This window comes from Catellatospora sp. NPDC049609, from assembly GCF_040675365.1.
Lineage (GTDB): Bacteria > Actinomycetota > Actinomycetes > Mycobacteriales > Micromonosporaceae > Catellatospora.
This window is the reverse complement of record NZ_JBFAOU010000144.1, coordinates 1-21,111: the sequence shown is the minus strand read 5'-3', so window position 1 is coordinate 21,111 and position 21,111 is coordinate 1. Positions and strand designations below refer to the sequence as shown.

Genomic DNA, 21,111 nt, shown 5'->3' with positions numbered 1-21,111 from the left:
CACCCGCTGTGCGTCCCGTGCCGCCGCGCCGCCGGCAAGGCACCCGTCCTCACCATCGAGACCACCGGAGATGTCCTGTGACCGACACCCTGCCCACCCGCACCCGCGGCGCGACGATTCCGCCCGTGGCGGTGCCGCTGCCCGACATGCCCGAGCCGCCGCCGACCAGTGCCAAGCAGCAGCTCGTCGAGACCCTGACCAACGGCCACCGGTGCTGGCGCGTGATGATGGACCACCGCGACGTGCCGATCGGCGACGTGCTGCGCGTGCAGGTCATCAACAGCGCGATCCACGCGACCGGCTGGGCGTGGATGCTCGACGCGCTGATGCGCCACAACCCGCAGGCCGCCGAGGTCGAGGCCATCGCCCTGCACGAGATGCTCGAGGACGGCGGCGAGGCCGGTGCTTGGCTGTGGGAAACCCTCGTCGAGCGCGGCGTCAACCCCGACGACATCAGCGTCGCGTACCCGAAGGCGACCCTGGCCGACGAGGTCGAGGCGGCCCGGCACCGCTTGTTCTCCCACCGCATCGGCCGGAACAACGGTCCGCTCGTCTTCGTCGAGCTGCTCACCGAGGCGATGCGCGCCCGGGAGGAGACCGACCCCGCCGGGATGCGCGCCCGCCTCGTCCAGGTCGCCGCGCTCGCCGAGGAACGGATCCTGATGATCGACCGGGCGGCCCGGGACGCCACCGGCGCGCTGCCCGACATGCCGCAGCCGGCAAGCCCGGCCGAGCCTGCGATCACCTGGCGCGACTACACCGTCGAGCCCGACGGCGAGAGCCCTGGCGTCGCCGTGCTGTGCCGCAGCGACGAGGCGTGCATGGACCACCAGCCCAACGCCGACGGCCGCTACCTCACCCTCGGCGAGGCCGTCGACTGGGCGCTCGAGCACATCGCCGACCACGCCCGGCGGGACACCGCCGATGCGTAGGCCCGCCAGCCCCATGACCCCGGAGCGCGCCGAGCAGATCGCAGCGCGGTGGCTCCGCGCAGCGCTGTGCGCCACGGCGGCCGCGCTGGTGGTGACGACGCTGCACGGCCTCGACGCCGTGCTGCTCGCGCTCGGTTTCGTGCTCACGCTGTGCATGATCAAGTCAGCCGAGTACGCCGGATACGCCCGCGGCTGGAAAGCCCGCCAGCGCGCCCTCACCAACAGGGCATGGCGCGACCTGCTCGGCGGTGACGACCGTGGGTAAGAGGAAGCACAAGCCCCGCCGCTGCGGCGACTGCAACCACGTGCTGCGCGACGCCAAGTCCCGCCGCCTCGGCTACGGCCCGAAGTGCGCCGCACGCCGCTGGCCCAACCCCACACCGAACCACATCAGCACCAGCCGCCCGGCCCGCGCCGTGCCCGGCCAGCTCGACGCCCTCGCGCTGCTCGCCGCCCCCAACGGCGGCGGCACACCGGCCGGGCCCGGCCGCGTGCAGCGGCTGCGCACCCGCGGATCCCGCCTGCCCGACACCGCCATCTACGTCGGCCGGCCGGGCCCGTGGGGCAACCCGTGGACCGTCCGCCGCGACGGCGCCGAGTGGCTCGTCGTGCACGCCTGGGAGCCCGCCATCGGCGGCGGGTTCGCCACCCCGGACGCGGCCGTCCGCGCCGCCATCCAGCTCTACCGCGCGCACCTCGACGCCCGGCCCGAGCTGGTCGCCCGAATCCGCACCGAGCTGGCCGGGCGGCTGCTCGCCTGCTGGTGCGCCCCGGGCGAGCCATGCCACGCCGACGTGCTGCTCGAAATCGCCAACCCGACCGCCACCGGAGGCAACTGATGGCCGCCCCACCGAAGATCTACCACCAGCTCGACTGCGACAGCCTGCCCGCCGACCTCGACATCATCGTCGAGGACTGCGAGGTCACCTTCGTCGACCACGACACCGAGGGCGCGATCCTCTGCGACGACGCCGCCCAGCTGCGCGCGTGGGCCACCGATGCCGGCTGGATCCGCTACAGCGAGCTCGACATCTGCGGCACCTGCCGCAGCGTGCTGGCCAAGCAGCCGCACCTCTACCTGCCGAAGCCGGACAACACCTGCCGCGTGTGCAAGGGCGGCCCGCTCGACGCCGACCACACCAACATCCAGATCGCCGGGCAGACCGCGATCCCCACGGCCGCGGCCTGAGGAGGAACCCCATGCCGCCGCTGATCTGCTCGATCTGCCTCTACGTCCTCCCACGTCCCGACCTGGGCGAGGACGCGACCGCAGAAACCGAGATGGTCACCGTCATAAACGGGCAGGCCACCTGCGTCCGCCACGCTGGCATCGTCGCCGGCGGCGAGCACAGCATCATGCTGCTGGCCGCTGTCCGCATGGAGTCACGGGGTGAATTCACCCAGCTCGGCCCGTACCAGGACTGGCGCGGGCGGCAGCAGGACGCTGCGGAAGCCGACACCGACGGGCATCCGCAGTGAACGATCACGCTGGCGCCCTGCTCGCCGACCTCCTCATCGCCGAGCAGTACCGCGCGATCGAGCGCGAGCGGTACCTGCTGCCCGACCCGCTCGAGGCCGACACCCCGGCCAACCAGGCCCGGCGCCGGGAGGTGCTGCTCGAGGCCATGTCCCCGTGCCGGACCCGGTGCCGCGAGTGTGGCGTCACCGGCCTGGCCATCAGCCTGCGCCGCCGCGTCGCCAACCACTCCCGCGGCTACCGGGCGCTGCAGCCCGGCCAGAAACCCTGCACCGGCTCCGGCCGGCTCATCACCACCTGACCCGACGACCCAGGGAGACACGCCCGTGGACGGCACCCTCACCATCAGCCCCGACGACACGTTCGACCCCGCCGAGGGCACCTACGACCTGACCGCGGTCGGCGAGCTGCCCGCCGCGCTCACCATCCGCGTCCGCCGGGAGACCCCGTCGACCATCGACGAGATCGTGTTCGCGTACGGGCCCGGCGCCCAGATCCCGCCCCTGCCCGACCTCGCCGTGCTCGCCATGGACCTGTTCGGACGCGTGCGCGGCACCGCCGCCGTCAGCCCGCACTCTCCCGACCGCCCGGAACCGCAGCCGGGCACCTACACCGCCATCGCGACCGCCGCGCGGGTCCGCGACGGCGACGAGTGCCGATTCTGCGGCGCCCTCGTCGACTGGGTCTGGAACCCGCGGTCGGCCCGGTCCGGCCGCATTGCGCCGCTGGACCCCGCCAAGGCCGTCGACGGGGTTGACGTCGTGGTCGTGTCCTGCGCCGAGTGCGCCCGCGCCTACGCGGCCGCGCCCGGCAGCCTCACCCCCGCGCCCCGGCCGCTGGCCCCGCACTACGGCGCGGCGACGGTCCAGTACCTCACCCGCCACGGCATCGAGGTCACCCCGTCGCCCGCCCGCGACACCCCGCCCAGCCCGAGCAGCGAGCCCGGCCAGTCCCTGTGACCCGACACCCCACGGCCCGGCCCCGCCGCGTACGGGGCCGGGCCGCACCGCACCACCAGCCAAATCGGAATCGATCAATGACCAGGGGAGGGGGTGACCCGCCATGACGTGGCTCAAGACCAGCGACACCGCCAACGACTTCGACGCCGTCACCGCACCCCTGGCGTGGGATCCCGACCCCACCTGGCCCACCCTCGACGCCGCCACCGACATGGCCCTCATGGCCCTGCTGCTGCGCGGCCTGGTCGACGCGTGCGCCGTCCGCGCCGCCCGCGCCGGCGACTACGTCGTGCCCGTCGGCACCATCGCCGCCCAGGCCCGCACCCCGCACTGGCGGCGGCTCGCCGACCTGGCCGAGCGAGCCGGGTACTGGACCCGGACCGAGGACGGCACCGCCTACGAGCTGGTGCGCGAGTCCGAGGAGTTCGTGCACGTCCGGCTCAAGGCCGAGGTCGAGTGGGAGAAGGTCCGCAAGCGCGACACCGGCAACAAGAAGCTCACCGCCGCGGTGCGCCACCGCGACGGCGACGGCTGCCGCCACTGCGGCCAGATCGTCGACTGGAACGCCCGCACCGGCACCCGCGCCGGAACCTACGACCACCGCATCCCCGGCCAGGGCGCCGAAGGCCCCGACGACCTGTGCGTGGCCTGCAACGGCTGCAACGCCGGCCGCCGCGACCGCGAACCGTGGAACCTGCTCCCGGTGCCCCGGGACCCGTTCTACGGCGACGAGACCGTCGCGTTCCTCACCGAGCGCGGCATCATCGTCAACCCGTCCAACCCCGCGCGAACCCGCACCCGGCGGGCCGCCGCGCGCACCACCGGCACCACCGCGCGACCCGCCACCCCGGCGGACACCGCGCCCGGCGACCTGGCCGCCAGCCAGACCACGCCCAGCACCGCCACCGGGCGACCCGCCCCGGCGGACCACGCGCCCCGCGACCCCGCCGCCGGCGGGACACCGCGCCCCGCGACCCCGGCCGTACCGGGACCACGCGCCCCGCGACCCGCCACCCCGGCGGACACCGCCCCAAGATCAAAGACCGCTGACCAGCACGCCCACCGAGCCACAGGAACCGCAGGAAGCCTGCCTCCGGATCCTGGCCGCGTCGGGTCGGGTACGGGTCGGGTCGGGTCGGGAAGCCCCACCCCCACCCCGGGGGACGAGCCTGCCCAGATCCAGGCCACCCCCATGCCCAGACACCGATCCCGTGGCCGCCGTGGACGCAGAGGCAAATCCAGGGAGTGACCTGATGATCCTGACCCACCTGCACCAGCAGAACGGCAGCACGTACCACGCCGACGTGCCGGGCTGCTGCCTGCGCCACATCGAGGACCGCTATCGCGGCGAGCGCGAGGACGCCGTCCGCGCCGAGCGGCGCCGCATCGTCCTGGCCGCGCTGGCCGGCCTCGACACCTACATCGACATCGTCCGCAGCATGTACCGGGTCGAGTACGGCGACGCCATGATCAGCGCCGCGACCAAGGCGGCCGAGACCATCCGCAAGGCCGGGTGCATCTGCCCCGTCCACACCGTGGCCGTGGTCGGCGGCGGCGAGCGGCAGGTTCCTGGCCGCGACCCCCGCTGCGGCCTGCACGACGAGGAGAACTGATGCCCACCGTCAAGCTGACCGTCGGTGACGTCACCGTCGAGCTGACCGCCAACGAGTGCGCGGTCGACGACCTCGCCGACCAGGCTCTCGTGCTGTACCGCGACGCCGTGGCGAGCCCGCGCCCGCCGCGCGCTCCGATCGGCTTCGCTCAGGACGACGACCGGAAGGCCAGGCCATGAGCGACGAGCAGCACGTGGACGGCTACAGCCCCGACGCCAGCATCATGGACGAGATCGCCGCCTACATGCGCAAGGAGTTCGACCGCGTGCTGGGCGAGCCGCTGCGGCCCAGCTTCTACCGCGATGTGCTGGGCGTGTGGCCGGCCCGGCTGCCGCAGACCCTGACGGGGGCCATGCGCCGCCATCACGAGACCGGGGAGTACCACGGCACGCACATCCGCGTGTCGAGCGCGACCATGGACTCGCTGCCCCGCGCCGCGCCGCGACCCGCGTGGGCGCCAAACCTCGACGCGCTGCTTGGCCTGTCGGTCGTGATCGACGACGAGCTGCCGCTGGGCGCGTGGCGTCTGGTGGACAACCGCAGCGGCGAGGTGCGGCTGCAGGGCACGTCCGTTGGTGGTGGCCGGTGACCGACCTGCACCCGCACCAGCTGCACGCCCGGTCGGCCGCGTGGAGCCTGGACGTCGCGCGGCACCGGCTGGGCACGGCGATCGGCCGGGCTCGAGCGGCGGCGCTGACCGAGCAGCTGACCAGCGCCGCGCCCGTGCGGGCATGGTCGCCGTCGACCGGCGGTGGTGGCGGTGGGCACGGCGACCCGACGGCCGGGGCGGCGCTGGGCGTGGGCATGTCCGGCCCGGCCGGCCGGTCGCGGTCGGCTGACCTGTGGGGCCTGGCCGAGTCGGTGACCGACACCCTGTGGTGGCTGGCGGGCAAGCTGGGCTTCCGCCGGCCGCAGTGGCCGCAGATGCCCGCCGATCCGGTGGCGCTGATGTGCCGTGCCGTGCCGCGGCTGCACCCGTGGACGGCCGCTCAGCTGGCGCTGTGGTTCGGCGAGGCCGACGGCCAGATCAGGACGCTGCTCTACATCGCCCCGGACGACAGCCCCGTGCCGGGCATGGCGTGCCCGGCGTGCGGCGTGCGGCAGCTATCGGTGCTCACCGCGTCGGTGGCCACGACCGTCGTGTGCCGGGCGACCGGGTGCCACTGCGCAGGCGAGGACTGCCCGTGCCGGATGCCGGTCCGGGCGGCCGGCGTCGGCCACATCTGGTCGACGGGCAGCGACCTGGCGGACCGGGCTCGGAAGGTGCTGGCCGGATGATCCTGCTCGAGGGCAAGCAGTGGGGCACGGCCGCGCAGATCGCGGCGGCGCTGGGCCCCGACGTCACCGCAGCGATGGTGCGGCGCTGGGCCGAGCGTGACGGGCTGCGGTCGGTGCGGTCGGTCGACGGGCTCGGCCGCCGTGAGGTGCGATTCCCGCTGGACGAGGCCGCCGCGATCGAGGCACGCAAGCGGCGCGGTGGGCGAGGTCGGCCACGTCAGCTTGACAACGTGACCGCCCCTCCATGACCATTTGTTCACACCGACTGCCTGAGAGCAGTCTGCCCACGGCCCGCAGTCCACATGGACAGCGGGCCGCGGTCGTTGCGGGGGTGATGCCGTGGCCCGCCAGTGGTCCGAACTGGGCGGGCTGCGCAGGACGCTGGCCCGCATCGTCTACGCCAGGGACAGCAGCACGCCAGGCTACGTATGCCCGGGTCGCGCCGAGCGACCCTGCGGCAAGCCGATCGACTGGACGCTGGCCTGGCCGGATCCCATGTCCCGCAGCATCGACCACGTGCGTGAGCTGCAGGACGGTGGCGACATCGCCGACCCTGCCAACCTGGCCAGCGTGCACCTGAGCTGCAACGCGAGCAAGGGAGCAGCGCGGATGCACCAGCGCAAGGCCGAGGCCAGGCGCGAGCGCACGCGGCGCGCGACCCAGGTCATCGCGATCGACCCTGCGAGCATCTGACCAGGTCAGAGGGGGTAGGGGGTCGCATCATCGCTGGCCAGGGGCGCTATCACCCCAGCCGAAGGCCTTCCCATCTCCCCCCGCGATGACCGGGGACGCGGCGGCCGGAGGAGGCCCTGGTGGCGGACTCAGCGGCACTACGAAAGCGCAGGTCAAGGGCACATTCGCGCGACGATCACAGCTTGTGCGTCCCGGGACGGTGCGACGCGGTCACGACTGTGACACCCGTGACCGAGACGGCACCCCCACCTGCGGAGACGTCACGCGTGACCAAGGCTCCGTCGCTGGGCCGGGAGGGTCTGCGGCTGTGGGGCGAGCTCGGCGGCGACGACGCGCTCGGCGCCGACCGGGTGCTGATCGTCTCGGCGTGCCGGATCGTCGACCGGCTCGAGCGGCTCGACCGCGTGCTGCGCGGTGACGAGTCGGAGTGGCTGCGGTTCGCGCTGCCCGATGAGGACTCCGAGATCGTGCTGACCATCGACAACGCCGTCGGTAACGAGCGGATGCTCTCGCTGGCGCTCAAGCAGATCCTCACCGAGCTGCGCCAGGCCCGCGCCGCGGCGGCCGGATCACCGACCGGCGGTGCCGTACCGGCCACGCCGGCGGCACCCGACACGACCACCGGCGGCGGGAAGGTGAGCAGCCTTGGCGACCTCTCTGCTCGCATCCAAGCCCGACTCGACCAGCTGCAGCGAACGGGCACCGCGGGTTAGCACCCACCCGGCGTACGTGTTCTCCCTCGGCCCCGAGGCCGTGGAGCTGGCGCGCCGGGCCGGGCTGGAAGCCGACCCGTGGCAGGCCGACAGCCTCGAGGTCATGTGCGGCGTGCGCGCCGACGGCAAGTGGGCGTGCTTCGAGTACGCCGAGTGGGTGCCGCGCCAGAACGGCAAAGGCGGCGCGCTCGAAATCCGGGCGCTGGCGGGTCTGCTGCTATTCGGCGAGCGCCTCATCATGTGGAGCGCCCACGAATACAAGACTGCGATGGAAGCTTTCCTGCGGGTCGAGAACCTGGTCAAGGCGCTCGGTACGCAGATCAACCCGAAGACCGACACCCATTGGGATGTCGATGGAATCCTTATCAAGATCTGCCGTACGAACGGCGAAGAGGGATTCGAAAGGTACGACGAAAAGGGTCGGCTCGTCGGCCGCATCAAGTTCATCGCCAGGTCGAAAGGCTCCGGCCGGGGATTCAGCGGTGACCTGAACATCATCGACGAGGCGTTCGCGTACACCAACAGCCAGCACCGTGCGCTGCTGCCCACCGTATCGGCCCGGCCCAACGGCCAGTTCATCTACACCTCGAGCCCGCCGCTGGACGGCGAGACCGGCGAGGTGATGTACCGGCTGCGCCACCGCGGCGACCCGACGCTCGAGCGCCCCGACGGCGAGGCCGCGTGGTCGCAGGATCCGTCGCTGGGCTACCGCGACTGGGGCGCCGGCGGCGACCTGGACCACCTCGACGAGATCGACCTCGACAGCCGGGATCTGTGGCAGGCCACCAACCCGGCGTGCCCGCACCGGATCACCTTGGAGACGATCGCGCGGGAGCGGCTGTCGATGGCCGCGCGCGACTTCGCGCAGGAGCGGCTCGGCATCTGGCCCGCCCAGTCCAAGGCCGCGGGGGTGCTGCTGCGACCCGAGCAGTGGAAGGCGATGCGCGACCCGGAGTCCAAGCGCCACGGCGACGTGGTGCTGATGCCCGACGTCACGCCCATGCGCGACCACGGCAGCATCGGGCTGTTCGGCCTGCGCGAGGACGGCCTCGAGCACGTCCAGCTGATCGACTACCGGCCGGGCGCGACGTGGATGGTCAAGCGGATGGTCGAGCTGCACGAGGCACTCGACCCGCTGTGCTGGGTCATCGACACCAAGAACGGCACCGCCGCGTTCCTGGCCGAGCTCGCCGAGCACGGCATCCGGGTGCCCGACGACCCTGAGCACCCGCACCGGGGCGCGGTCCTGCTGCTCGACGTGGCGGGCGTCGCGCTCGCCACCGGCCAGTTCATCAACGCCTACGAGCTGCAGGCGCTGCGCCACATCGGACAGCAGCCGCTCGACGACGCGGTCGGCAACGTCAAGGCACGCCCGATCGGCGACCAGGGACAGATCGCGTGGGGGCGGCGCATCTCCGACGTCGACATCGGCCCGGTCGTCACCATCACCGGCGCCCGCTACGGCTTCTACCTGTGGCGTGACCTGATCGACACCCAGCCTGCACAGACGGGCTTCGCATGGATTCTGGGAGGCAGCCGTGCAGGCAGTTGAGACGACACCGGCCCCGGTCCCGACGCTCGGCGACCGGATCACCGCGTTCGGCGGCCGCGTCGAGGCCCGCGCCACGCAGGTACGGCCCGGCAGGATGCTGCTGCTCGCGCTGGCCATGGTGCTGTTCGCACCCGGGTGGCTGGTCGGGATCGTGTGGGTGGCCCTGCGCTGGGCGCTGGCCGCGGTCGCGGAAGGCTTCGTCACCGCGACCGGCCAGCCCGAGCGGGGGCCGGCGGGGCGGGGTGAGGCATGAGCCTGGTCGACCGCGTCAACGCCCGCGCCCGTGGCGGCGCGAAGACCGCCGAGCGTGCCAGCGAGGCGGTGACGCTGGAAGAGTTTGGCTACCTGCTGGGCCAGTCCACCGGGCTGGGTCACGTGGGCGGCCCGGCGTACAAGACCCGCGCCGGCACGACCGTCGGCGTGAGCCGCGCGCTGGGCATAACCTCGTGGTACTCCGGCGTCCGGTATCTCACCGAGTCGCTGGCGGGGCTGCCGGTCGGTGTCTACCGCGACACCCCGACCGGCACCCAGCTGCGGGCGAGCCCGAAGTGGCTGCTCATCCCCGACGTCGAGATGCCGCTGTTCGGGCTGGTCAAGTCCTTCGTGATGGCGCTGCTGCACCGCGGCAACGCCTACGCGTGGAAGATCCGCGACCCGATCGGCCGCGTCATCGGGCTGCGCTACCTGCACCCCGACCGGGTGCGCGTCGGGCAGGCCACCGACGGCACCAAGATTTTCCAGATCGACAACGGCGAGACCGGGTGGACGCGCCGCGAGGTGCTGCACATCCCGGGCCTGTCCTACGACGGCGTGCTCGGCCTGGACCCGATCCGCTACCACGCGGAGAACCTCGGCACCGTCGCCGCCGCCGACGAGTACGCCGGCCGTCACTTCGGCCAGGGCACGCACGTGCAGGCCTATCTGTCGGTGCCGCAGGTGCTGTCCGAGACCCAGGCCAACGACCTCAAGGCCAACTGGGAGGCGTTCCACCGCGGCCTGGCCAACGCCCACGAGTTCGGCGTGCTCGGCGGCGGCGCCACCTACAACACGATCACCCTGGACCCGCAGCAGCAGCAGCTGCTCGAGTCCCGGCAGTTCGGCGTGCTCGAGGTCGCCCGGATGCTGCGCGTGCAGCCGCACAAGCTGTACGACCTGAACCGGGCCACGTACAACTCGATGGAGCAGCTGTCGATCGACGCCGCCACGGACTCCGTCCGGCCCTGGGTCGAGTGCATCGAGGCGTACGTGAACTTCGACGCCGACCTGCTGCCGCGCGGCAACTACCTGTCGTTCAACCTCGACGGGCTGATGCGCGGCGACGCCAAGTCCCGTGCCGAGTACTACCACTACGCGATCAGCGACGGGTGGATGTCGCGCGACGAGCCCCGCATGCGCGAGAACCTGCCGTACAAGCCCGGCCTGGACACGTTCCTCGTGCCGCAGAACATGTCGCTGCAGATGCCCGACGGCAGCATCCGCCCCATCAACGAACCCACCAAGCCGAGCGGAGGTGACCTGCCGTGACCGTCAACGTGTTCCGCCGCTCGATCGCGCTGGACGACATCGCGATCCGCGCCGGCGGCGACGGCCGCACCGTCGTCGCGTACGCCGCCACCTTCACGCCGTACGAGGTCACCGACGAGGACGGCCACTACGAGGAGTGCATCCTCCCCACCGGCTTCAACCGGTCCCTGAGCCACGGCATCGACCGCTTCCAAGTGCTGTACAACCACGGCCGCGCGGCCCTGTCCGGTCAGCCCATGGCCGAGTACGGGCTGCCGATCGCGGTGCCGCTCGAGGTCCGCGCCGACGGCCGTGGCCTGCTCACCGTGTCCCGCTACCTCAAGACCCCGCTGGCCGACATGGTGCTCGAGCTGATCCGCGACGGCGGCATCCGGGGCCAGTCGTTCTCGGGCATCTGGAAGCACTCCCGCCTGGGCACCCCCCGCGCCGACGGCCTGCCCCGCATCGAACGTGTCGAGGTCGCCCTGCGCGAGTACGGCCCGACGCCGTTCCCCGTAGCCCACGCCGCCGACATCGTCGGCGTGCGGTCGCTGCTGGACGAGGTCCGGCAGCTTCCGGCCGAGCAGCGAGCACAGCTGCTCGGTCTGCTCTCCGCCACCGACACCCCGCCCGGGCCCGCCGACACCGGCACCCCGGAAGCGGGCCCGCCGGTGGCCACCGACACCCCTGCGCAGCCCGCCGCACCGGCACCTGCGCCCCAGGGCCCGTCGATCGACCAACTCGTCAACGCACAGCGGCGACGCCGCTGAGAAGGAAGAATCGACATGCAGACCCTGCAGGAGATGCGTGACGAGCGCGCCCGCGTGCTCGCCGCGATCGACGACATCCTCAACACCGCCCGCGAGGCGGGCCGTTCCGTGCTCGACGACGCCGAGCGCACCCGACACGACGAGCTGGTCGCCCAGCTCGAGACGCCGGAGACCGGCCTGGACGCGCTGATCGCGCGTTCGGAGGTCGCCGACGGCGACGCCGCGCGGTTCGCGGCGCACGCCACCCGCTCGGTCACGGCCGCGCCGATGATCAACGTCGCGGGTCCGTCCGCGCGCGGGTCGCGGTCGCTCGACGAGCTGCTGTGGGCCACCGACGAGACGGTGCCCGCCGGCGACTTCGACAAGACCGGCACGTTCCGGCCCAACGCCTTCGGCGCCCGCGCGTCGGTGGAGCAGGTCGTGGTGCGCGGTTCCGACGGCGGCGCCGTGTACGCCCCGCGCATCGGCGAGTTCGCCGCGCACCACCGCGGCGCGGTGCGCGCCTTCCAGCAGGTCGTGACCGACATGGTGCTGTTCGGCCTGCTGATCGACAAGCAGGCCAAGTCGTCCGGCAACGGCTTCGAGGTCGCCCGCTCGCACCGGATCTTCAAGGACCGGTGGAACAACGCCCTGCGCGCGATGGACGTCGACACCGCGGGCGAGGGCGGCAACTGGGTGCCGACCGGCATCGGCTCGGTGCTGCACGAGAAGGTCCGCGCGGCGGGCAAGATCGCGCCGCTGTTCTCTCGCATCGACCTGCCCGCGAACCCGTGGAAGTGGCCGGTGGAGGGCGCCGACGCCACCGCGTACCGGGTGGCCGAGCCGACCGGCGACACCGAGACCAAGATGGCCGCGAGCACGCCGGGCACCGTCGCCCCGACGTTCGACGCGGAGATCTTCGGCGCGCGTGCGCTGTTCTCCCGCTCGCTCGAGGCCGACAGCGCCTACGCGATCCTGCCGTACGTCCGCAAGAAGATCGTGCAGGCGTTCGTGGACGCCGAGGAGAAGGCCGTCCTGGACGGCGACTCCGACGGCACCCACCAGGACTCCGACGTGGGCGCGTCGACCACCGACGCCCGTACGGCGTGGGACGGCCTGCGCAAGCGGGCGCTGGCCAACGCCGGCCAGGCGCTGACCGCCGTCACCTCGGCGAACATCGCGACCCTGCGCAAGTCCATGGGCAAGTGGGGCCTCAACCCCGCTGAGATGGCGCTGATTCTCGGCGTGAGCGGCTACCACCAGCTGCTCGGCGACGCGAACCTGATCACGGTCGACAAGGCGGGGCCGCAGGCCACGATCCTCAACGGCCAGATCGGCTGGGTGTACGGCGTCCCGGTCATCGTGTCCGAGCACGTCCGGGAGAACCTCAACGCCACCGGCGTCTACGACGGCACCACCACCACGAAGACGTACTTCATGCTGGTGAACCGCAACGAGTGGGCGTTCGGCCAGCGCATGGCTCTCGACGTCGAGGTCGACGACAGCATCTACCGCGAGACCTACCAGCGGGTGATGGTCGGCTTCATGCGCGAGGACTTCCAGAACATCGGCGACGCCGCGTCCAACGACGACACGGCCGTCGGGTTCAACACCACCCCGTAACCACCGCTCAGCGACGGCCCCGGTGCATCCGCCCGGGGCCGTCGCCCTGCCCACGAGGGAGCCACGATGTCCCTGCCCAAGCCGAAGCCCGGCCTGCGCGCCCCGGTACGGCTGCGCCACAACGCCAACAGCCCGCAGCGGGTCGAGGTCATCGTGCCCGCCCTCGACGAACTCGAGGTGTCGCCGGAGGTGGCCGCTCAGCTGCAGGCCGCCAACTCGCACTTCCAGCGCGTCGAGGCCACCGCCCCGGACACGGCGCCGGACAGCACCCCGGGCGGTAACAGCGCCGCGCCGGACTCCGCACCTGATCAGACCAGCACCGAGGTCCCTGCTGCGGCGGACACGAAGGCAGACAAGAAGCCGGCCAAGAAGGCCGCCGCCAAGCCCGCCGACCCCGCGTAGGAGGCTGCCGTGGCCCTGGGCGACCCGTACGCCACCCTCGATCAGGCAAAGGTCCGCGTCGACATCCCGCTGGACGACACCAACGACGACGACCGGCTCACCGGCCATCTGGCCACCGCGACGGCGGACATCAACCGATGGTGCGGCCGGCAGTTCAACAAGGCAGACACCGCCACCGCCCGCCGCTTCCGGCCGCTGTCGCGGGGCCGCTGCCGTGTCGACGACTTCTACAGCACCGACGGCCTGGTCGTCGCGGTCGACGCCGACGGCGACGGCGTCTACGAGCAGGTGTGGTCGGCTGCCGACTACGAGCTCGACCCGGTCGACGGGATCGTCGAGGGCGAGCCTGGGTGGCCGTTCAGCGCGCTCGACGCCGTGGGCGCCTACGCGTTCCCCGTGGCCGAGAACCACGCCTACCGGCCCCTGCGCCGCCGGTCGGTGGTGCAGCTGACCGCGCGGTGGGGCTGGGACGCCGTCCCAAAGCCGGTGCACGAGTCGTGCCTGATCCTCACCGAGGAGCTGCACAAACTCGCCGACACCCCGTTCGCCGGGGCCGAGATCGCGGTGCCCGGCGTGAACCGGGTGCAGATGAACTCCCGAGTGAAGGGGCTGCTGGCGAAGTACCGCCGTCCCGACGGATGGACGAGGTGACCCATGGCCGCACCCACCATCGCCGAGGTCGTCGCCGGGATCGAGAACCAGCTCGCTACGATCCCCGACCTGCGCGTGACCGGCTACATGCCCGACCAGATCAGCCGACCCGCCGCGTACGTGTCGATCCCGCCGATCGACTACCGGATCACCTTCAAGGGCCGCACCTGGCACCTGCGGCCCCGCGTCGTGGTGCTGGTCTGCAACGTCCTGGACCGGATGCGTGAGCGCCACCTCGCCGAATACGCCGACGTCACCGGCCCGAAGTCGGTGTTCGCGGCGTTCGCTGGCACCGGCTCCGGCGTCGACCTGGGCGGCAAGGTCACGCAGTGCTTCGTGTCCAGCTTCGAGCCGCTGGGCCCCGAGATGGTCGGGCAGATCCCCTACTACGGCGGCGTGTGGACCCTCGACGTGTACGCCCCGGGAGGCTGACAGATGAACCCCACCGTCCTGCTCAACGTGTTCAGCTACGTCGCCGGCCTGGACTTCACCGGGTACTCCAACGAGACCCAGTTCCAGCCCTCCCGGGCCGCGCTGCCCCGCACCACGTTCCGCTCCGGCGGCAACACCGAACTGTGGGGCGGGCTGCGGTCGCTGACCTACAGCCAGGCCGGGCTGTGGCACGCCGGAGGCAGCACGTCCGTGGACGCCGAAGCGTTCAACTCGCTCGGCTCCCAAACCCGCCTGCACACCTTCGGCCCCGACGAGGCCGAGGGCAGCGTCGCATACTTCTGGACCGGCGGGCACTTCCAGTACGCGGCGTTCGACGCGCCCGTCGGGCAGCTGGCCCCGTTCCGGCTCACCGGCCAGGGCACCGACCGCTTCGGCGTGGTGCGCGGCAAGCTGGCCGCCAGCCCGAACGAGTTCATCGACGGCGTGGCCACCCCGGTGGTGACCGACAGCCTCGGCCCGCTGGGCAGCGCGGTGCAGCTCGGCGCGGTCGCCGCCGACGAGTTCCTCTACGCGGCCGTGCACCTGCTCGACGACGTCGGCGCTGGTGACGACATCACGCTGACGATCGAGTCCGACAGCGCCGCCAACTTCCCGTCGCCGACGGTGCGGGCCACCCTCGGGCCGCTGTCGGCGCGCGGCGGCACCTGGCTGACCCCGGTAGCGGGGGCGATCACCGACACCTGGTGGCGGTTCGTGGTCGACGACATCACCGCCGCCACCTCCGGAGAGTTCGTCATCGGCGCCGCGTTCGGCGTCCAGAAGGGATAGGCGCGTCATGACCCCGGTCGCTCTGCTCGCCATGTACGTGAACTTCAACGGCCAGGACCTGCACGACTACGGCCGCCAGGCCACGCTGGTGCTGGACCGCACCGCGCTGGACTCGACCACGTGGACCTCGGCCGGCTGGACCGCCAACACCGGCGGCCTGCGCGCGGGCACGCTCGCGCTCGAGAGCCTCGACGACTTCACCGACAACCTGTTCGACGAGATCATGTGGAACGCGTTCATGAGCACGTCGGGCATCGTGCCATTCACGATCCGGCCGATGCAGGACCCGGTCGGCGTGAGTAACCCCTCCTACTCCGGCAACGTGCTGGTCACCGGGCACTCCGTCGGCGGTGCGATCAACACCCTGGCGGGCAAGAGCCTGTCCTTCCCGCTGTCCGGTGCGGTCGCCCGCGCCGTCGCCTGACCCGCCGGGGGTGTCCGTGCGCGTCCACTCCTCGGGCATGACGGCCCACCAGCTCGCGCACCGCATCAACGCCCAGGGCACCAAGGGCAAGGGCCTGGCCCGGCAGCTCGACCGGGCCGGGCGGGAGGCCAGCGGCGACATCGTCGCCGCGGTCACCAACCCGACCAACACCGCCCCGTACCTTCCCCGCGGCTACGAGGACGTCCTGGCCCGCTCGCTGCGGACCAAGACCGAGGTGCGGCTGCTGCGCGAGCGGACCATCACCGTCGTGGTGTGGGCCGAGGGCAAGCGCTACCGCCGCCACCTCGACCGCATCGACGCCGGCACGCTCAAGCACCCGGTGTTCGGCCGCGGCCGGCGGCTGCGGGCCCGCTCGCCGCTGCGGGAGAAGTTCCCCTCCGGCCGCTACCCCAACCCGTGGGTCGCGCAGACGCTGCGGTCCGGGGTGATCTCCCGCACGGGGGCCAGCGCGATGCCGCGCGCGGTGCAGCGGTTCCAGAACGCGGCGGCCCGTATCGCCACCGAGATCGAAAGAGGATAGATGGTCAAGCCGATGAAGCTCCGCCTGGCCGAGGCCGACCGTGCCCGCTACGGCGGCGACGAGTGGCTGACGTTCGACTACGGCACGTTCACCGACGTGCCGCTGTCGGCGCTGCTGCGCATGGAGGCGGTCGCGCTCGACCAGCTCGGCGCGAAGCTGATCGAACTGGTGCGCGGGCCGCTGCCCGAGCACGTGGACCTGCGGGCGACCAAGACCATCGCCGTGGTGGTGTGGCTGGCGCTCAAGGCCAACAACCCGGACGCGCCCGAGTTCGTCGACTTCGACCCGCTGCTGTGGCAGGTCGACATGAAGGACATCCCCGCCCCGGCCGGGGGCGCTGATGCCGACCCCCCAGCGGCATCCTCCACCGGCACCTCGGTGGAGACCCCACCCGCCCTGGCGGCGCCGCGGGCATCACGGTCGCGGCGTGGCTCCGGGCGATGACCCCGTGGCTGTGGCGCAGGGAGCGGATGCCCGCCCGTGAGGTCGAGCAGCTGACCCTGCGCCAGGCCGACGCGTTCGTCGCCGAGTGGGAGCGGCAGCAGCCGACGACGGCCCCGAAACGGACGTAGCCCAGCTCAGATCAGGTCGCCTGCGTATGCGCACAGCAGCGCGGGCACCATGACCGCCAGCGTGATCAGCAGCGCCCGGCCGCGCCCGTCCACGGCCCGGCCGGCGACGACGCCCGGTGCGACCTGCTGCAGGTGGATCCGGTGTCGGCCCTGGCGCATCAGCACGCCCCCGGGGTCGCGGCCGGTCACCGTCCAGCCTTCGCCGACCGCGACCGCGACGACCTCGTCGAGGTCGCCCTTGGCGTAGTGGGTGCCGTCTCCGGCGGCCTGGCGGCGGCCGCCGCCGACGTTGGTCGACACGCTGATCGGCCCCACGTTCATGCCGACGTTGACACGTCCGCCCCCGAACCCGATGCGGAACGGGCCGGGAAGGTTCACGCCGAAGTTCATTCCCGGCACGGTATCGGCCGTGGTCGAGAGATCACCGTCCGCTGTTCGGAGGAGGTGCGATGTCCAACGAGGTCCGGATCCCGTTCACCGTAACCGGCGAGGACCAGGCGGCCCGCGACATCGACAAGGTCGGCGCGGCCGTCGAGCGCACCGGCGACGCCATCGACGACATGGGCGGCAAGGCCGCCGACGCAGCGACCGCCAGCGACAAGGCCGGCGACAGCTTCCGGGAGACCGCCGTCGAGGCGGGGTTCCTGGCGCGGCAGGCCGCGCAGGCCGAACAGAACGTCAAGCGGCTGGTCATCGAACTGAACCGCACCGGCGACACCAGCCTCAAGAAGGACATTCGCAAGGAACGCCGCAGCCGCAGCGAGGCCCTGGCCCTGCTCAAAGAGATCACGCCCACGCCGACCGAGGTCGCCAAGGACGTAGGCCCCGGCTTCGTCGAGGGCCTGGGCATGGCCGTCAAGGCGGGCGGCCCGTACCTCAAGGCGGCCGTCGCCGGCCTCGCGCTGCTGGTCGCCCCGGCGCTGGGCGCCACGATCAGCGCCGCGGTGCTCGGCGGGGTCGGTGCGGGCGGCATCGTCGGCGGCGTCGCGCTCGCCGCCCGCGACCCTGCGGTGGTGCAGGCCGGCGCCGACCTGGCCGATGCCGTCAGCGCCGGGTTCTCGCAGGCGGCATCGCCGTTCGTGCAGCCGATCGTGGACGGCCTCGACCGGCTCGCCACGACCGGCACCGACGCGGCCGAGGAACTCAAGCCCGGCTTCGACGCGCTGGCCGGCACGATCCGGCCCCTGGCCGAGGGCATCGACGGCCTGGCCAAGAACAGCATCCCGGGCGTGACGGCCGCGATGAAGGCCGCCGCGCCCGTCGTGCGGCTGCTGGCCAACGAGCTGCCCGGCCTGGGCGAGGATCTCGGCGACGCCTTCGAGGTGCTCGCCGAGGATCCCGACGGCGCCGTGATGGGTCTCAAGTCGCTGCTCGACGTCACCGGCGACACCGTCAAGGGCATCGCCGTGGTGGTGTCCTGGCTGTCGCAGGCGTATGAGGGCATGGTCAAGTTCGGTGCCGGGGCGACCGGCGCGCTGGAAGACCTCGACCGGTTCCTCGGCTGGATCCCGATGGTGCAGATCCTGTCCGACCACTGGGCCGACGCCAACGACAAGCTCGAGGGTCAGGTCGAGGCCCTCGAAAAGGCGAAGGTCGCCGGGGACGGGCTGGCCGTCACCACCACCGACGTCGTCTACGTCACCCGTGGGCTGGGTGTGTCCGCCGAGGCCACCGCCGAGGCCCTCGACGCCCAGCGCCTGGCCACCATGGCCCTGGTCGACGCGGAGCTGTCGTCGATCAACGCCGCGATCAAGGCCGAGCGCGCCATCGACGACCTGGCCGAGGCGCGTAAGGAGAACGGCCGCTCCCTCGACATCGAGAAGGAAGCCGGCCGCCGCAACACCGAGGCGATCCTCGAGGGCATCGAGGCGGTCAAGGAAGGCGCGCAGCGCGAGTACGACCTCGCGATGGCGCACGGCGCGACCGTCGTGGAAGCGGAGAAGGCTGCCGCGGCCTACCGGGACAAGTACGGCAAGGAACTGACGGCGGCGGTCACCAAGCTGTACGGCAACACCAAGGCCGTGCAGGATCTGCTCGCCGAGCTCGCCAAGCTCGACGGCAAGCGCATCACCTACACCCTCGTCCAGCGCGGCGGGCGCACCATCGGCGCGAAGGTCGACGGCGGCCTGCAGCTGGCCGGCGATGACGGCGTGTACCGGCGCGCCGGCGGCGGCGACGTCAAGCAGGGCCGCACCTACTGGGTCGGCGAGAACGGGCCCGAGTTGGTGACGTTTGGCGCGAACGGCTGGGTGCACACCGCCGAGCAGTCCCGGGCGATGATGTCCGGCGCGTCCGGCGGCGGTGTCCCCGACGCCTACGCGGCGGCCGTCGGCGGGGCCGGGATCGCTCCCGCCCGCAACATCACGATCCTGGTCCGCGCCGACACCGCCGACGCGGTGGCCGCGCTGGTGGAGCTGGTGCGCTTCGAGGTGACCGACGTGCTCGAAGGCGAAGCCGCCGCGATCTCAGGGGGGCCGCGCACATGATCCTGGTCGGTGACGCGGTACGGCACGCCGCGTACGAGAGGGCGCTGTGCCGCGGCCACGGCTACGAGTCCCGCCTCGACGTGTTCTACCAGGGGCAGCAGATCGACTCGCTGTCCCTGGCCGACGACCTCGCCGGCGGCCGGGTCGAGGTGACCGCCCGCAACCGTGAGCGGCGTACCCTGCGGCTGACCGCGGCCCAGCGCCGGTGGCCGGTCGCCGCAGCCTCGGCGCTGTCGCCGTACGGGGTGTGGGGCCAGGCGTGGGTGACGATCACGGCGGGGACGGTGCGGTTCCCGGACATCCCGGTGTGGGCGGGCAAGCTGCTCACGACCGGCCGGGTTCGCTGGTCGGGCCAGGTGACGGTGACCGGCGTCGACCCGATGTGGCAGATCAACCGGGAGCCGTTCGAAGTGCTGCGGCCCGCCCCGCGGGGGATGGAGGTCGTGTCGGCGATCCTGATGCTGCTGCAGGAGGTGCTGCCCGACGCGACGCTCGACGACCGCACCGGCTCGACCGCCACCATCCCGGCGGCGACGGCGTGGGACGCGGGGGCGGGCTCGCGCGGCAAGACCATCGACGAGCTGGCCGCGAGCATCGGCGCTGAGCTGTACGCCGAGCCGTGGGCTGTCGCCCCGGGCGGGCAGTTCGTGCTGCGGCCCGTGCCGACCCTGCTGGACACCCCCGCGTGGGTGCTGCCCGACGGCCTCGAGTCCGTGGTGGAGGCCGACACCCAGTTGCAGTCCGGCGCTACCGTGGTCAACCGCTGGATCGTCACATCGGAGCGGACCGACAGACCCCTCATCAGGGAGGTCGTCACCGACTCCGACCCGGCGTCGCCGACGCGCTACGGCGGCCCGATGGGCAGGCTGACCGACTTCTACAGCAGCCCGCTCATCAGCGACAACGGCCAGGCCCGTGCGGCCGGCCAGGCGAAGCTCGCCCGGTCGATCGGCTCGGCCAGGGCCCGCACCGTGCGCGTCATCGCCAACCCCGCCCTCGAGGCGGGCGACGTCATCGCGATCGGTGTGGACGGCGAAGCGCCCGAGTACCACCTCGCGGACAGCTTCGACGTGCCGCTGTCGCCCGATCCGGCCTCCATGTCGATCAGCACCAGGTCCGTCGGAGGCACCGAGTGATCTCGATCCCAGGCACCGTCTACCTGTCCCGTGCGCGGCTGCTCACCGCGCTGGTCGTGTTCTTCATAGGAGGGCTCATGGCCGGTGAACTGGCCCGCGTCGTCGCCCCGCCGTCCGGCCTGCCGCAGCCGACGTTGCGCGTGGGCACGGTCGTCAACATCCCGGAGGAGCCCACGTCGACCCACGCGTGGGTGCAGATGGTCACCGGCGAGGACCCGATCGAGCTGCCCCTGTCGGCCGGTTACATCCCGGTCGTCGGCGACGAGGTCAACGTCCTGTTCCTGGCCACTGCGGGCAGCTCGCAGGGCCTGATCCTGTCCGGCCGCGCCGGCCAGGCGGGCAACCTCGTGCTCAACGGCCACTTCCAGCGCTCGCGCCGGATGGGCTCGTCCAGCAACAACCCGCCCTACCACTGGACGGTGGTGACCCTGTCCGGCCAGGCGCCGGTGTTCAACACCTACCTCGGCTCGTCTTCGGGCCTGCCGATCGCGCAGCTGTACGACTCCCCGTCCAGCGGTGCCGCCGACCACCTGGTGTACAGCGCGGCCATCCCGGTCACCCCGGGCGAGGACATCACCGTAGCGGC

The 21,111-nt window shown here is 72.3% G+C and carries 32 protein-coding genes; 31 read left to right on the top strand and 1 reads right to left on the bottom strand.

All coding sequences use genetic code 11. The annotated features are described in order from the left end of the window. The first annotated feature begins 77 nt into the window (after nt 1–77). From AB0J67_RS29915 to AB0J67_RS29780, 28 genes are all read left to right on the top strand, one after another. Complete coding sequence (locus AB0J67_RS29915) at nt 78–932, top strand: hypothetical protein (RefSeq protein ID WP_363487055.1); 855 nt, start codon at nt 78–80, stop codon at nt 930–932. Then, a complete protein-coding gene (locus AB0J67_RS29910; protein WP_363487053.1) occupies nt 925–1,197 on the top strand; it encodes a hypothetical protein in 273 nt (90 codons plus the stop codon). Before AB0J67_RS29915 ends, AB0J67_RS29910 begins: the two co-directional genes overlap by 8 nt. Next, the gene (locus tag AB0J67_RS29905) at nt 1,190–1,771 is read left to right on the top strand and encodes a DUF4326 domain-containing protein (RefSeq protein WP_363487052.1); all 582 of its coding nucleotides are present in this window, start codon (nt 1,190–1,192) and stop codon (nt 1,769–1,771) included. The genes AB0J67_RS29910 and AB0J67_RS29905 overlap by 8 nt, the downstream gene beginning before the upstream one ends. Beyond that, nucleotides 1,771–2,121, top strand: coding sequence for a hypothetical protein (locus AB0J67_RS29900; RefSeq protein WP_363487051.1), 351 nt, complete (start codon nt 1,771–1,773; stop codon nt 2,119–2,121). The genes AB0J67_RS29905 and AB0J67_RS29900 overlap by 1 nt, the downstream gene beginning before the upstream one ends. A gap of 11 nt (nt 2,122–2,132) precedes the next feature. Continuing rightward, nucleotides 2,133–2,411 carry a hypothetical protein gene (locus tag AB0J67_RS29895; RefSeq protein ID WP_363487050.1) on the top strand — a complete coding sequence of 93 codons (279 nt, stop codon included), beginning with the start codon at nt 2,133–2,135 and terminating at the stop codon, nt 2,409–2,411. Next, nucleotides 2,408–2,710 (top strand): hypothetical protein, encoded by a 303-nt coding sequence (locus tag AB0J67_RS29890; protein ID WP_363487048.1) that lies wholly within the window; start codon nt 2,408–2,410, stop codon nt 2,708–2,710. The genes AB0J67_RS29895 and AB0J67_RS29890 overlap by 4 nt, the downstream gene beginning before the upstream one ends. Nucleotides 2,711–2,735: 25 nt before the next feature. Beyond that, nucleotides 2,736–3,368 (top strand): hypothetical protein, encoded by a 633-nt coding sequence (locus tag AB0J67_RS29885; RefSeq protein WP_363487046.1) that lies wholly within the window; start codon nt 2,736–2,738, stop codon nt 3,366–3,368. A gap of 103 nt (nt 3,369–3,471) precedes the next feature. Then, nucleotides 3,472–4,617 (top strand): hypothetical protein, encoded by a 1,146-nt coding sequence (locus tag AB0J67_RS29880; protein ID WP_363487044.1) that lies wholly within the window; start codon nt 3,472–3,474, stop codon nt 4,615–4,617. A 4-nt stretch (nt 4,618–4,621) separates the two neighbouring features. Continuing rightward, nucleotides 4,622–4,981: a hypothetical protein gene (locus tag AB0J67_RS29875; protein ID WP_363487042.1), complete on the top strand. Its 360-nt coding sequence runs from the start codon at nt 4,622–4,624 to the stop codon at nt 4,979–4,981. Next, entirely contained in the window at nt 4,981–5,160 is a 180-nt protein-coding gene (locus tag AB0J67_RS29870) for a hypothetical protein (RefSeq protein WP_363487040.1), read from the top strand. Before AB0J67_RS29875 ends, AB0J67_RS29870 begins: the two co-directional genes overlap by 1 nt. After that, nucleotides 5,157–5,570, top strand: coding sequence for a hypothetical protein (locus AB0J67_RS29865; protein WP_363487038.1), 414 nt, complete (start codon nt 5,157–5,159; stop codon nt 5,568–5,570). The genes AB0J67_RS29870 and AB0J67_RS29865 overlap by 4 nt, the downstream gene beginning before the upstream one ends. Next, nucleotides 5,567–6,259, top strand: coding sequence for a hypothetical protein (locus AB0J67_RS29860; protein ID WP_363487036.1), 693 nt, complete (start codon nt 5,567–5,569; stop codon nt 6,257–6,259). The genes AB0J67_RS29865 and AB0J67_RS29860 overlap by 4 nt, the downstream gene beginning before the upstream one ends. Next, nucleotides 6,256–6,507 carry a hypothetical protein gene (locus AB0J67_RS29855; protein ID WP_363487034.1) on the top strand — a complete coding sequence of 84 codons (252 nt, stop codon included), beginning with the start codon at nt 6,256–6,258 and terminating at the stop codon, nt 6,505–6,507. The genes AB0J67_RS29860 and AB0J67_RS29855 overlap by 4 nt, the downstream gene beginning before the upstream one ends. A gap of 91 nt (nt 6,508–6,598) precedes the next feature. Further along, nucleotides 6,599–6,952 (top strand): HNH endonuclease, encoded by a 354-nt coding sequence (locus AB0J67_RS29850; RefSeq protein ID WP_363487032.1) that lies wholly within the window; start codon nt 6,599–6,601, stop codon nt 6,950–6,952. Between the two features lie 266 nt (nt 6,953–7,218). Beyond that, nucleotides 7,219–7,665: a hypothetical protein gene (locus AB0J67_RS29845; RefSeq protein WP_363487030.1), complete on the top strand. Its 447-nt coding sequence runs from the start codon at nt 7,219–7,221 to the stop codon at nt 7,663–7,665. Continuing rightward, complete coding sequence (locus tag AB0J67_RS29840) at nt 7,598–9,217, top strand: hypothetical protein (RefSeq protein WP_363487028.1); 1,620 nt, start codon at nt 7,598–7,600, stop codon at nt 9,215–9,217. The genes AB0J67_RS29845 and AB0J67_RS29840 overlap by 68 nt, the downstream gene beginning before the upstream one ends. Beyond that, complete coding sequence (locus tag AB0J67_RS29835) at nt 9,204–9,470, top strand: hypothetical protein (protein ID WP_363487026.1); 267 nt, start codon at nt 9,204–9,206, stop codon at nt 9,468–9,470. The genes AB0J67_RS29840 and AB0J67_RS29835 overlap by 14 nt, the downstream gene beginning before the upstream one ends. Beyond that, nucleotides 9,467–10,741, top strand: a complete 1,275-nt coding sequence (locus AB0J67_RS29830; RefSeq protein WP_363487024.1) for a phage portal protein — start codon at nt 9,467–9,469, stop codon at nt 10,739–10,741. Before AB0J67_RS29835 ends, AB0J67_RS29830 begins: the two co-directional genes overlap by 4 nt. Continuing rightward, on the top strand, nt 10,738–11,490 hold the full coding sequence (locus tag AB0J67_RS29825) for an HK97 family phage prohead protease (RefSeq protein WP_363487022.1): 753 nt from the start codon (nt 10,738–10,740) through the stop codon (nt 11,488–11,490). Before AB0J67_RS29830 ends, AB0J67_RS29825 begins: the two co-directional genes overlap by 4 nt. 15 nt (nt 11,491–11,505) lie before the next feature. Continuing rightward, nucleotides 11,506–13,092, top strand: coding sequence for a phage major capsid protein (locus tag AB0J67_RS29820; RefSeq protein ID WP_363487020.1), 1,587 nt, complete (start codon nt 11,506–11,508; stop codon nt 13,090–13,092). 66 nt (nt 13,093–13,158) lie between these two features. After that, complete coding sequence (locus tag AB0J67_RS29815; RefSeq protein WP_363487018.1) at nt 13,159–13,494, top strand: hypothetical protein; 336 nt, start codon at nt 13,159–13,161, stop codon at nt 13,492–13,494. Between the two features lie 9 nt (nt 13,495–13,503). Further along, entirely contained in the window at nt 13,504–14,145 is a 642-nt protein-coding gene (locus tag AB0J67_RS29810; RefSeq protein ID WP_363487016.1) for a hypothetical protein, read from the top strand. Between the two features lie 3 nt (nt 14,146–14,148). Beyond that, entirely contained in the window at nt 14,149–14,577 is a 429-nt protein-coding gene (locus AB0J67_RS29805; protein ID WP_363487013.1) for a hypothetical protein, read from the top strand. 3 nt (nt 14,578–14,580) lie between these two features. Continuing rightward, nucleotides 14,581–15,366 carry a hypothetical protein gene (locus tag AB0J67_RS29800; RefSeq protein ID WP_363487011.1) on the top strand — a complete coding sequence of 262 codons (786 nt, stop codon included), beginning with the start codon at nt 14,581–14,583 and terminating at the stop codon, nt 15,364–15,366. Between the two features lie 7 nt (nt 15,367–15,373). Further along, nucleotides 15,374–15,790: a hypothetical protein gene (locus tag AB0J67_RS29795; protein ID WP_363487009.1), complete on the top strand. Its 417-nt coding sequence runs from the start codon at nt 15,374–15,376 to the stop codon at nt 15,788–15,790. A 37-nt stretch (nt 15,791–15,827) separates the two neighbouring features. Next, nucleotides 15,828–16,331, top strand: a complete 504-nt coding sequence (locus tag AB0J67_RS29790) for a hypothetical protein (protein WP_363487007.1) — start codon at nt 15,828–15,830, stop codon at nt 16,329–16,331. Further along, a complete protein-coding gene (locus AB0J67_RS29785; RefSeq protein WP_363487005.1) occupies nt 16,332–16,775 on the top strand; it encodes a hypothetical protein in 444 nt (147 codons plus the stop codon). Continuing rightward, nucleotides 16,772–16,903, top strand: coding sequence for a hypothetical protein (locus tag AB0J67_RS29780; protein WP_363487003.1), 132 nt, complete (start codon nt 16,772–16,774; stop codon nt 16,901–16,903). The genes AB0J67_RS29785 and AB0J67_RS29780 overlap by 4 nt, the downstream gene beginning before the upstream one ends. 6 nt (nt 16,904–16,909) lie before the next feature. Here the strand turns inward: AB0J67_RS29780 and AB0J67_RS29775 are convergent, their stop codons facing one another. After that, nucleotides 16,910–17,293: a hypothetical protein gene (locus AB0J67_RS29775; RefSeq protein WP_363487001.1), complete on the bottom strand. Its 384-nt coding sequence runs from the start codon at nt 17,291–17,293 to the stop codon at nt 16,910–16,912. A 59-nt stretch (nt 17,294–17,352) separates the two neighbouring features. Between AB0J67_RS29775 and AB0J67_RS29770 the strand changes: the two genes are divergently transcribed. The 3 genes from AB0J67_RS29770 to AB0J67_RS29760 form a co-directional block, all read left to right on the top strand. After that, on the top strand, nt 17,353–19,389 hold the full coding sequence (locus tag AB0J67_RS29770) for a hypothetical protein (protein ID WP_363486999.1): 2,037 nt from the start codon (nt 17,353–17,355) through the stop codon (nt 19,387–19,389). Next, nucleotides 19,386–20,525: a hypothetical protein gene (locus tag AB0J67_RS29765; protein WP_363486997.1), complete on the top strand. Its 1,140-nt coding sequence runs from the start codon at nt 19,386–19,388 to the stop codon at nt 20,523–20,525. The genes AB0J67_RS29770 and AB0J67_RS29765 overlap by 4 nt, the downstream gene beginning before the upstream one ends. Then, nucleotides 20,522–21,111: hypothetical protein (locus AB0J67_RS29760; protein WP_363486995.1), on the top strand; the 590-nt coding region annotated here is incomplete at its 3' end. The genes AB0J67_RS29765 and AB0J67_RS29760, both read left to right, overlap by 4 nt.

Excerpts from the sequence above, each read along its gene's own strand:
- AB0J67_RS29855 (WP_363487034.1), top strand. The coding sequence starts at position 6,256 with ATGATCCTGCTCGAGGGCAAGCAGTGGGGCACGGCCGCGCAGATCGCG.
- AB0J67_RS29830 (WP_363487024.1), top strand. The coding sequence starts at position 9,467 with ATGAGCCTGGTCGACCGCGTCAACGCCCGCGCCCGTGGCGGCGCGAAG.
- AB0J67_RS29790 (WP_363487007.1), top strand. The coding sequence starts at position 15,828 with ATGACGGCCCACCAGCTCGCGCACCGCATCAACGCCCAGGGCACCAAG.
- AB0J67_RS29800 (WP_363487011.1), top strand. The coding sequence starts at position 14,581 with ATGAACCCCACCGTCCTGCTCAACGTGTTCAGCTACGTCGCCGGCCTG.
- AB0J67_RS29910 (WP_363487053.1), top strand. The coding sequence starts at position 925 with ATGCGTAGGCCCGCCAGCCCCATGACCCCGGAGCGCGCCGAGCAGATC.
- AB0J67_RS29765 (WP_363486997.1), top strand. The coding sequence starts at position 19,386 with ATGATCCTGGTCGGTGACGCGGTACGGCACGCCGCGTACGAGAGGGCG.
- AB0J67_RS29805 (WP_363487013.1), top strand. The coding sequence starts at position 14,149 with ATGGCCGCACCCACCATCGCCGAGGTCGTCGCCGGGATCGAGAACCAG.
- AB0J67_RS29875 (WP_363487042.1), top strand. The coding sequence starts at position 4,622 with ATGATCCTGACCCACCTGCACCAGCAGAACGGCAGCACGTACCACGCC.
- AB0J67_RS29900 (WP_363487051.1), top strand. The coding sequence starts at position 1,771 with ATGGCCGCCCCACCGAAGATCTACCACCAGCTCGACTGCGACAGCCTG.
- AB0J67_RS29870 (WP_363487040.1), top strand. The coding sequence starts at position 4,981 with ATGCCCACCGTCAAGCTGACCGTCGGTGACGTCACCGTCGAGCTGACC.
- AB0J67_RS29770 (WP_363486999.1), top strand. The coding sequence starts at position 17,353 with ATGTCCAACGAGGTCCGGATCCCGTTCACCGTAACCGGCGAGGACCAG.
- AB0J67_RS29780 (WP_363487003.1), top strand. The coding sequence starts at position 16,772 with ATGACCCCGTGGCTGTGGCGCAGGGAGCGGATGCCCGCCCGTGAGGTC.
- AB0J67_RS29895 (WP_363487050.1), top strand. The coding sequence starts at position 2,133 with ATGCCGCCGCTGATCTGCTCGATCTGCCTCTACGTCCTCCCACGTCCC.
- AB0J67_RS29795 (WP_363487009.1), top strand. The coding sequence starts at position 15,374 with ATGACCCCGGTCGCTCTGCTCGCCATGTACGTGAACTTCAACGGCCAG.
- AB0J67_RS29880 (WP_363487044.1), top strand. The coding sequence starts at position 3,472 with ATGACGTGGCTCAAGACCAGCGACACCGCCAACGACTTCGACGCCGTC.
- AB0J67_RS29865 (WP_363487038.1), top strand. The coding sequence starts at position 5,157 with ATGAGCGACGAGCAGCACGTGGACGGCTACAGCCCCGACGCCAGCATC.
- AB0J67_RS29815 (WP_363487018.1), top strand. The coding sequence starts at position 13,159 with ATGTCCCTGCCCAAGCCGAAGCCCGGCCTGCGCGCCCCGGTACGGCTG.
- AB0J67_RS29785 (WP_363487005.1), top strand. The coding sequence starts at position 16,332 with ATGGTCAAGCCGATGAAGCTCCGCCTGGCCGAGGCCGACCGTGCCCGC.
- AB0J67_RS29775 (WP_363487001.1), bottom strand. The coding sequence starts at position 17,293 with ATGAACTTCGGCGTGAACCTTCCCGGCCCGTTCCGCATCGGGTTCGGG.
- AB0J67_RS29820 (WP_363487020.1), top strand. The coding sequence starts at position 11,506 with ATGCAGACCCTGCAGGAGATGCGTGACGAGCGCGCCCGCGTGCTCGCC.